The sequence below is a fragment of the Cupriavidus pampae genome (assembly GCF_914271485.1).
Classification (GTDB): Bacteria; Pseudomonadota; Gammaproteobacteria; order Burkholderiales; family Burkholderiaceae; genus Cupriavidus; species Cupriavidus pampae.
This window is the reverse complement of sequence record NZ_CAJZAG010000007.1, coordinates 464,758-473,254: the sequence shown is the minus strand read 5'-3', so window position 1 is coordinate 473,254 and position 8,497 is coordinate 464,758. Positions and strand designations below refer to the sequence as shown.

General features: G+C 58.3%; 10 protein-coding genes and 1 tRNA gene. 3 read left to right on the top strand and 8 right to left on the bottom strand.

The window, feature by feature from the left end; translation table 11 throughout:
• Window positions 1–29: 29 nt before the first annotated feature.
• From LDO41_RS20015 to LDO41_RS19990, 6 genes are all read right to left on the bottom strand, one after another.
• A complete protein-coding gene (locus tag LDO41_RS20015; RefSeq protein ID WP_223991379.1) occupies window positions 30–749 on the bottom strand; it encodes a hypothetical protein in 720 nt (239 codons plus the stop codon).
• A 429-nt stretch (window positions 750–1,178) separates the two neighbouring features.
• Window positions 1,179–1,254, bottom strand: a tRNA-His gene (locus LDO41_RS20010).
• Between the two features lie 182 nt (window positions 1,255–1,436).
• Window positions 1,437–1,694, bottom strand: a complete 258-nt coding sequence (locus LDO41_RS20005) for a hypothetical protein (protein ID WP_223991377.1) — start codon at window positions 1,692–1,694, stop codon at window positions 1,437–1,439.
• Window positions 1,695–2,551: 857 nt separating this feature from the next.
• The gene (gene dusA / locus LDO41_RS20000) at window positions 2,552–3,607 is read right to left on the bottom strand and encodes a tRNA dihydrouridine(20/20a) synthase DusA (protein ID WP_223991375.1); all 1,056 of its coding nucleotides are present in this window, start codon (window positions 3,605–3,607) and stop codon (window positions 2,552–2,554) included.
• Window positions 3,608–3,862: 255 nt separating this feature from the next.
• Complete coding sequence (locus LDO41_RS19995; protein WP_223991373.1) at window positions 3,863–4,237, bottom strand: hypothetical protein; 375 nt, start codon at window positions 4,235–4,237, stop codon at window positions 3,863–3,865.
• Between the two features lie 16 nt (window positions 4,238–4,253).
• Window positions 4,254–4,619: a hypothetical protein gene (locus LDO41_RS19990; protein WP_223991371.1), complete on the bottom strand. Its 366-nt coding sequence runs from the start codon at window positions 4,617–4,619 to the stop codon at window positions 4,254–4,256.
• Window positions 4,620–5,119: 500 nt separating this feature from the next.
• Here LDO41_RS19990 and LDO41_RS19985 point away from each other — a divergent pair, with 500 nt between their 5' ends.
• From LDO41_RS19985 to LDO41_RS19975, 3 genes are read left to right on the top strand one after another with little or no spacing between them, the layout of a single operon-like run.
• The gene (locus LDO41_RS19985) at window positions 5,120–5,488 is read left to right on the top strand and encodes an H-NS family nucleoid-associated regulatory protein (protein WP_223991369.1); all 369 of its coding nucleotides are present in this window, start codon (window positions 5,120–5,122) and stop codon (window positions 5,486–5,488) included.
• A gap of 1 nt (window position 5,489) precedes the next feature.
• Entirely contained in the window at window positions 5,490–6,563 is a 1,074-nt protein-coding gene (locus LDO41_RS19980; RefSeq protein WP_223991367.1) for a hypothetical protein, read from the top strand.
• Window positions 6,560–6,820: a helix-turn-helix transcriptional regulator gene (locus LDO41_RS19975; protein WP_223991365.1), complete on the top strand. Its 261-nt coding sequence runs from the start codon at window positions 6,560–6,562 to the stop codon at window positions 6,818–6,820. Before LDO41_RS19980 ends, LDO41_RS19975 begins: the two co-directional genes overlap by 4 nt.
• 209 nt (window positions 6,821–7,029) lie before the next feature.
• On the opposite strand, the gene LDO41_RS19970 is transcribed toward LDO41_RS19975, so the two are convergent.
• Window positions 7,030–7,530, bottom strand: coding sequence for a pilin (locus LDO41_RS19970; RefSeq protein WP_318036297.1), 501 nt, complete (start codon window positions 7,528–7,530; stop codon window positions 7,030–7,032).
• 235 nt (window positions 7,531–7,765) lie between these two features.
• Window positions 7,766–8,083: a phage integrase central domain-containing protein gene (locus tag LDO41_RS19960; RefSeq protein ID WP_223991363.1), complete on the bottom strand. Its 318-nt coding sequence runs from the start codon at window positions 8,081–8,083 to the stop codon at window positions 7,766–7,768.
• Between the last annotated feature and the right edge of the window lie 414 nt (window positions 8,084–8,497).

Here is an 8,497-nt window from a genome sequence, read left to right as displayed (position 1 = left end):
CAGGACTCGACCAAGACTGATACGAAACCCTACAATCGACACCGCGCAACTCCCATCCCGCCGAATCGGTCACGATCCCGAAATCGGCGGTCACGTTCGCCGAAATACGCACCGAAATATGGATGGCCACCATCGACCGGCTCGACAACCGGCCGAAGCTGATGAGCATTTCCCATGTAGACAAGCTTTCGCTCACGCAGAATTCCGCCGGCGATATCCATGACTCGGCCGAGATCCTCATCGGAATCCCCATTCGCGTCCATGATCGAAACCACGTCGCGAATCTGCGCCTCATTAGATAGGTGAATATCCGCGAGCGTGCGGCTGGCGTCCAGCGAGTCGAGATAACGCTTGAACGCCCCGTTCGGCACACCGAGATGAAGATGCATGGCGCCGCTCTCCGTTGTGTCCATGAGCCTGGCAAAGTGTGCCTGCGATTCGGCAAAGTAGCCAAAGTTGATCAACACTGTGCACAGAGCGGCGAGGTGAACGTCATGACGCTTGAGGCGTTCGATATTGCGCACCCAGTACATCGCTTGATCGTAATCACCGCGACATACCTCAAGGACAGTTTTGAGCCGCATCGCGGCAGCGGCATCGGCATTCTGAAGCTTGCCCGCCCGCCACATGAGACGAGCGATCGCAGGATCGTCACGCTGGCGATATCGGTACGTCTCGCTTAGCAAGGCGCTGACGTCGCGAGACAGATCCTCTTCAATTGTTGCAGGGCGCAGTTGGACGACTGGCATCTCAGTGCTGGTTATACGATCAGTGTTTGCGAGAACGCGCGCACCCAGACTCGGGTGCATCGCGCCGCCGACCGAGTGGCGACGACGACTGATTACAGCACGGAGCCTTATCACTGTTGAAGGACTTTGGCAGACGATTCGGCAACACTTGATTGCGGGCAAGAGCAAGCAAAGTTTGCCGGTCAATCCAGAGAACAGCTATTGAATCGGAAACTTCGCAGGAATCTGCGTACCTCTGGGGTCGCTGGTTTGCGCGCTCTGGATAGAATCCGACCGAGCCACCCACCATGAAATTGGAGACCCTCAGTGAAGCTGACTAGGGAGCGCAGGTAGCTACCCTTCGATGTTGGCGATGCGAGGACACTGCGTCGGTGCGCAACGCAGAAAGCAAAACAGCCGCTCGGAAGCGGCTGTTTTGCAGAAATCTTTTGGGGTGGCTGATGGGACTCGAACCCACGACGACAGGAATCACAATCCTGGACTCTACCAACTGAGCTACAGCCACCGTCGAACTTGCTTGGCGCTTTACTGCCAAACATTTTTGCTCTTTTACTGCCGAGCATTTTTGCTTCGTCGATCAGGTGATGCGCGATCAACGAAGAACGAGATTCTACAAGGATCTTGGGGCGATGGCTAGTACTCCGCACAAAAAAATCTGAAGATCTTTTCGTGCCTCGTACGATGGCTTCAACCGCCCTGCCACTTCGCCTCGAGCATCACCGCTTCCTTGATGGCAGCGATGGTCTCGTCCTCGGTCTCGAACAGACCTAGTAGCCGTTTGGACTTGCCGTTGAGCACGTCCTGCTGCAGCGCCTTGCCCGCAGCCTCCGTCGTCCCGCGATGCCAGCAATAGCGCGCGGTCCATTTGCCATCCTGGAGTTGCTCCGCCACCCAGATCAGGCGGTAGCCTTCGAATACGATACCGAACGATGCGTCGCCGTCCATTTCCCCACGCCCTTCCGAGTTTTCCCATACCCATGCAGGATGGGTTGACCCACTTCAAGTTCTTCCTCCATCGGAGCGGACCCTTCTTAACCGAAGGAGCCACCCACTGCCCATATGCCATCTGACGCGGCATTGGCCGCGATCGTAACACGCTTGCTGCACCGCACAGTGGAATTGCGCGATTCAATCGGCAGTGTGACGAACGCCCGCGGGCCAATCCGAAAAGGACCCGCGCAAAATCGGAAAATTCTAACGCCGTCGCCCCTACCAAGGCAGGGTTTAAGGGAGGTGACAACGTGCGAGATACTTCGGGCTGAGGGACATTGACCCCCCTCGACATTCCCGTCAGGCGACCTTCATTGAAGCGTCGCCTGCTTTTTTCCACGGGAGCCTCGTCAACCGTCGTTCGTCACCGATGACCCTCGCTCTCCGCGCCGCCGCAAGACGCGGATGTTCGACAGCACAGCAAAAAAAAGAGCCCGCCGCAGCGGACTCGAATTTAAGCGATCTCAATTGCCCTGAAGGCGTAGTGAATGTAGCCGCAAGAGGCGCCCCTCACCATTCGGGTAAACGGATAGTGAGCACCGTCGGCTCGGGAAATCGTGAAAAAAAGAAGCCCGCACGCGGCGGGCCAATAATCAGTTGAAGAAAGCCCTGTATTCGAGGGCACAGCCAGTTTAAGAACTTGTGACGGTCATGGCGAATTAGGGGAATCCCTTTGCCAGTGCGGCTTTGCGGCTGCTGCAATGTTCAAAGTGCCGCCCCGCATACGTTTCCAGCACGATCGTTCGAATTTAGAATCTTTCTTCGATTTTCTGGGGGCCCGCTGCGCACCCGGATAGGCCGCATCAAGAGGATCAGGCAGCTTCGCGCAGATCGGGCCGCAGATGTGAGCGGGCTTCCTCGAACAGCGCGACGATCTCCTGACGCGTGCGCGCCGCGTTCATCCGACGCGCGTCCGACAACACCCGACGCCAGCCGCGCCCACCATGAATTCCGCGGTGCAGGCCAAGCATATGGCGCGTGGCGGCACCCATATAACCGCCCCGCTCCACCACGCCCACCACATACTCCTGCATCGCAAGCTCGACGTCATGACGCGTGCGAACCGGCGTGTCGGCGCCATAGAAGCGCTGGTCCATCTCGGACAGGAAGTAAGGCTGGTGATAGGCCTCGCGTCCGATCATCACGCCATCCACGTGCTCGAGGTGCGCCGCGATCTCGTCGTACGTGACGATGCCACCATTGATCAGGATCTCGAGTTGTGGAAACTCGCGCTTGAGCTCGTAGGCCACCTCGTAACGCAACGGCGGGATCTCGCGATTCTCCTTCGGGCTCAGGCCCTTCAGGATGGCGTTACGCGCATGGACAATAAAGGTTTCGCAGCCGGCCTCGGCGATGGTACCGACGAAGTCGCGCACAAAGCCGTAGTGCTCGATCGTATCGATGCCGATGCGATGCTTGACGGTCACCGGCACCGACACCGCGTCGCGCATCGCCTTGACGCAATCAGCGACGAGCTGCGGCTCAGCCATCAGGCACGCCCCGAACGCCCCACGTTGCACGCGCTCCGACGGGCAACCGCAGTTGAGATTGATCTCCGCATAACCCCACTGCTCGCCAAGCTTCGCCGCCTGCGCCAGATCCGCCGGCTCGCTGCCACCCAGCTGCAGCGCCACCGGTTGCTCCGCGGCATTGAAATCGAGATGTCGTGCCACGTCACCATGTAGCAGCGCACCCGTGGTCACCATCTCCGTATAGAGCCAGATGTGCTGGCTTAACGCTCGGTGAAACGTGCGGCAGTGGCGATCGGTCCAGTCCATCATCGGCGCCACAGATATTCTCCGACCCGTTGATTTGTCAGGAAATCCGCCTGTGGCTTGGGTCTGCGGGATGCTACGGGGTTGTGTCATTTCCTACTGATTCTGACTGTATCGACTCATTCACCGCGCAAAGTGCTGCGATGTAGCACTACAGAAACTCGTGTAGCACTGCGAGATATGGGCACGAGCACGCAACGCGCGCGAAAGGACGGAAGTATAGGGTACACGGCTCAGATCCGCCTGAAGCAAGGCGGCGAGGTGGTGTTCACCGAGGTGCAGACGTTCGACCGCCCGCAATCAACCGAACGACGATTTGAACGGCTGGTGCAGTTGCGAACACCGCAATCAGAGCTTCTCGCTCAACCTCTCGACAGCGAAAAGGAACGCGTAGAGAACAATCGAAAGTCCCGCGAAAATGAAAGTCCATCGAAGGACAGGCGCGAGGTCATGGCCACTGTGTGATGAGTCGGAGTGCGCGCCACCGGAGAAGGCATCTCTGAGCAATTCCTCGATCTTTGTTTGGATGATCAGAGCCTTCCCAAACATGATGTAGGCCAAACCACTCCCCACAACGATCGTCTCAAATGCCGCGAGGAATGCGGCACCTTCAAGCTCAAGCAACCTCTCGATGTGGAGAAGGTGGTCCAGGACAATAAAGACTCCCCACGCAACAGCGAGGCTGAGAAAGATTCCCAACAGCATGAAGATTGCTCGTTTCATTTGCACTCCTGTGCAATCAGCCGTGAGCCGCTGCCATGCGCATAACGGGAATCCACAATACGAAGCTCTCGACAACCATGAGCAGTCCTCCCACGCGCAAGTAGAACCGTGCGAACTTTCCCTTGAGTTCGAGGCTAACTACGAACGCGACAAAAAACACCGCTAACGATATTGCCGTACCGAACTCTGCCAGTCGGCTTGCTTTGACGAAAGCGCCCGCAGTTGCCGGGCTCATTGATCCGACAAATTGGGAATGGAGAAATTGATCTATGTTCTCGCCGGCCAACCAAGCCACTATTACGAAGACGGCCCCCAGAGCATACGTGGCGACCGTCGTCACTCGTTTCTTGGATCGATCTTCAGCTGCTTCGATTTCGTCCATATTCTCCAGGCTTCAAAAAGTGCAGGAGATCATCATCAGCGAGCCGTCCTCATGGAAAGCTCATCCGTGAGGCTCATCAGCAAATCGGATGCACTCGAAGTAATGCTGGAGGCTCCCTCTGGGCACATTCCCAAACATCACCCCGACATAACGGAGGCGGGTGATAAGGAGCACGATTCAGATGCTCACCTCGGTGAGGGTCATCTGCCCAAAGTATTCTCGCGCGTTGTAGTCATTCTGCGTCTGGCCTATGTGCGATACCCCACAATGCGAAAAGCCCGACTGATCTGTTTACCTGGCTGCAGGGTCTGAGCCAGGTCGAACAGTTGGACCTGCTGGCCGTCTGCGTGGCGCACAGAATCGACACGCAGGCCACTCGCGAAGAATCCGACATTCACGCACACGCGCGAACCCGGCGCCCCCGTCGATCTCGACATGGCCGACTGGTGGGAACCCACGGCGAGTTCCTATCTGGCCAGCGCGCGCCCAAAGCTCGACGCATGGATGCCGTGCGCGAGGTCGCGGGCGACGAGGCGGCCGAACGCATCGGCACTATGAAGAAAGACGCCATGATCGGTGCGGCCGAGGAATACCTCGCTGGCCGCCGTTGGCTCCCCACCATCCTGCGTGACCCGCAAGCCGCGGCAAAGACTGCCGCATCATCGGCGCCGACGCGTGACCCCGCCCCCGCAACCACCCCGGCCAAGCCCATCGTCAAGTCAAAGGTCGTGCGCTACACCGATGCTGCCGGCAACACGTGGGCCGGCCGCGGCAAGCGCCCGGCATGGGTCGAGCAAGCCCTGAAAGACGGCAAGTCCCTCGATGACCTGCTGGCCACCGAATCAACCGTCGCCACCGAGGAGGCCTGACATGTCGAAGACCGACACCGCAATCGGCAACATGAGCGAGGCAGTTTCCAACCTGATCCGCGCCGGTCGCTCCTGGCTCAATGCGCGCCAGCAGCGTCGGGCGTCCCACGACCTCAAAGGCGATCTGCAAATCTACGAGCGCAATGCCGCTACGGACCTCGAGGACTCATTGCACGAGATCAACGCTCACGAGTTTCAGCCGCACACTGACGATCTACACGTCGATGCGATGGCCGATGACATGAAGGCCCGGCTCTCCGCGAAGCGTGCCGAGGGGCGCGGCGGATGGGATGACGCTGAGCAATGCACCGTTGAGTATCTTGCCGCACTGCTCGTTGGCTCGCTGCTGAAGGGCAACGCCGTCGACGTCGCGAATTTCGCGATGATGCTGCACCGGCGCGGAACACGTGCGAGCGTGCTGGCGGACGCCTTGGTCAATCACTGCAACCAGGCGTGCCAGCCGAGCTTGGAAGGTCTTGCCGACGAGTTGCTCACGCCCCGCATAATCACACGCGATCCAGAGGGCCATCTGATCCACTCAGCGCTCCCCGCCCTCGACGAGGATGTTGGCATCGATGACTTCCTGCAGGCTTTCGGCATCGAGGCAGCATTCGTCGACATGGCGAGCGATGACCACGCCGCGTTTGATCGATACCTCGATTCCAACAGTACGGACTGTAGCTACTGGACGCCATCTCGCCCACGCGGCGAGAGCTGGATCCTGACCGAGATCTACGACACTGAAGACGGACCTTGTGCAATGTACGTTCGCCGTCGGCCCCCGGCGCCACAGATGCCGCGCGCCGGCCGCGCCGTAGCAGTCCAAGGCACCCTGACTCGTTTGCGTCATTTGTCGGGAGACATCACGCTCGCCCTCGATCACGCCGTGCCGCAGCACTTCCGCGCCGGCACTCGAGTCTCCCTTCAACTGCTGCGCGGCACCCAAAGCCCGGACACAAGCGAGGCGGCCCCGCCGACTGCCAGGCAGGACAACCGAATCTTCTATGCCGAGACGGTCGCGGAACAGGAAGCTGCGTCACGACTAATTTCAAACGGCGCGGAGGGCATGTTGTGAGATCCAGCCTCATTTTGCTGGCCGCCCAGTTTGATGGCCGCATGCTTCTTTCGCTGGACGAGGTCTGCGATGCAATCGGTATCCAGAAGCAGACGGCGTACAACCGTCTCTCTTCCGGGAGCTTTCCGATTCCCATGCGCAAGGAAGGCCGGAACTTGGTGGGCGACATCCGCGACGTGGCGGAATACCTCGATAAGCAACGGACTGCAGCACGGGCCGACTACCAACGACTGAAGCAGGCGCTGGCTACGACTTGAAAGCTCAACAGTGACGTAGCGGCCAGGATGCTGAGAATGGCACCTGCTACGGCCATCGCCAAAGGGCAAGCACGCGGCCCAAAAAGGAAAAAGCCCTGGGGAAAGGCCAGGGCTTTTTGCTCTCACACCCCTGGGGAAAGTCCAAGGTTCTTGCTCTTACAACCCTAGGGAAAGTCCAGGGCTTTTACTCTTATCTACGCTTACTTACCTTAGGCTCCCGGTGCCACCGGGCAGCTCGACGGAGCGTACGAGTTATCCCAACCCTTGGCGGCGGAAGCCGTTACACCGCAAGTCCACGAACCTTGCGGGGAGCGGGTCCACGTGACAATAGCGCCGGTAACCGATGCAGCTGCCGTGTTGCCCAGCGTGCCGATAATCGTAGCCGAATCAGCAGCCAGATCTACGACCGGATAGTTGTTCGCGTCGCTCATCAAGCTGGAATACGTACGCCCCATATTGCATTCGTTGGCGGCACCAGGGGCTGCGTTGACCGCTACGGTTCGGCCTTCGTTCAAGCAAGTTTCCGCTGCCGTGCGCAGGGCCGACGTTTCGCCGATTACGCGATTGACCTGCGACTTAGCAACATAGGCTTGGTACTGCGGAATGGCGATTGCTGCCAGAATACCGATGATCGCCACTACGATCATCAGTTCGATCAGCGTGAAGCCCTTTTGTTGTACCCGTTTGATTCCCGTCTGCGCTTTTTTCATGGAAATTGACCCCTTTTTAAATTTGGACAGCTCATGCTGCACGCACAGTAACGCAAGCCCTGTGCCAACCGGCCGGGGCCCAAGATATCGTAGGTTCCGGGTTGAATGTAACCAAACGTGTCATATGTAACTGACAGAACGTGTCACGAAGACCACTTGAATTGGAGCGCCGAGACAAATTTTGTCATTAAGCGACCAAAGACGCTCCAATGCGGCAGAACGGTAGTACTGGCCATCAGCCCTGCGCCAGGAATGGCAAATCTGAAGAGGTCGCGTAGCCCTTTTCGATTGCAAACTCAAGGATGTGCAGGATGCGAGTCCGCAGCCGGCGGGCAGTCTCGCTCATTCCCTTCTCAAGCAACCTCTCCAGAATCGCTAGATATTCGGCTTCCGAAAGGCTGAGCAAAACACGGTAGCCAATGACAGGGTAGACGTGGTCTTGAAGAAGCTGGCGATTGTGTCGCGAATTCTTCGCTGTCCATCCCGCCTCATTCGCTGCGAGATACTCCTCAGCAACCGTTCTAAATATTCGATCTTGATCTGTCTGATACATGATTACATTGGCGCGACTTCACTGCGCTCGGAGATTTGCTGAACAACACTGGAGTTGCCTAGGTCTGTCTTCCGACCGACAAGCCATCGACATCGCACATGTCAGAGTTTCTCGTGGAGTCTACTAGGAGCGGATCTCGCCGGGACGAAGTGATTGTGGACCCAAGTAGCAGACATCGCGATGTTCTGTCTGCCATCATGGGCGCGACCGAGATGCGGCGGGGGTTGACTGTCATGGCGGGTGAGGCGAAGGATCTTGCGGAAAACCCAGCAGTATAGGCGATCGCCTTGAACCTCGCGTGGGGTGGTCCCTGAGCCTCAAAAGACAACGGCGCCCCGAAGGACGCCGTTGGGTCTGTCTCCTCCACCCCAGTATTTCGGGTGGGGTCCAGCGCGGTATCGATCAATGCATGAA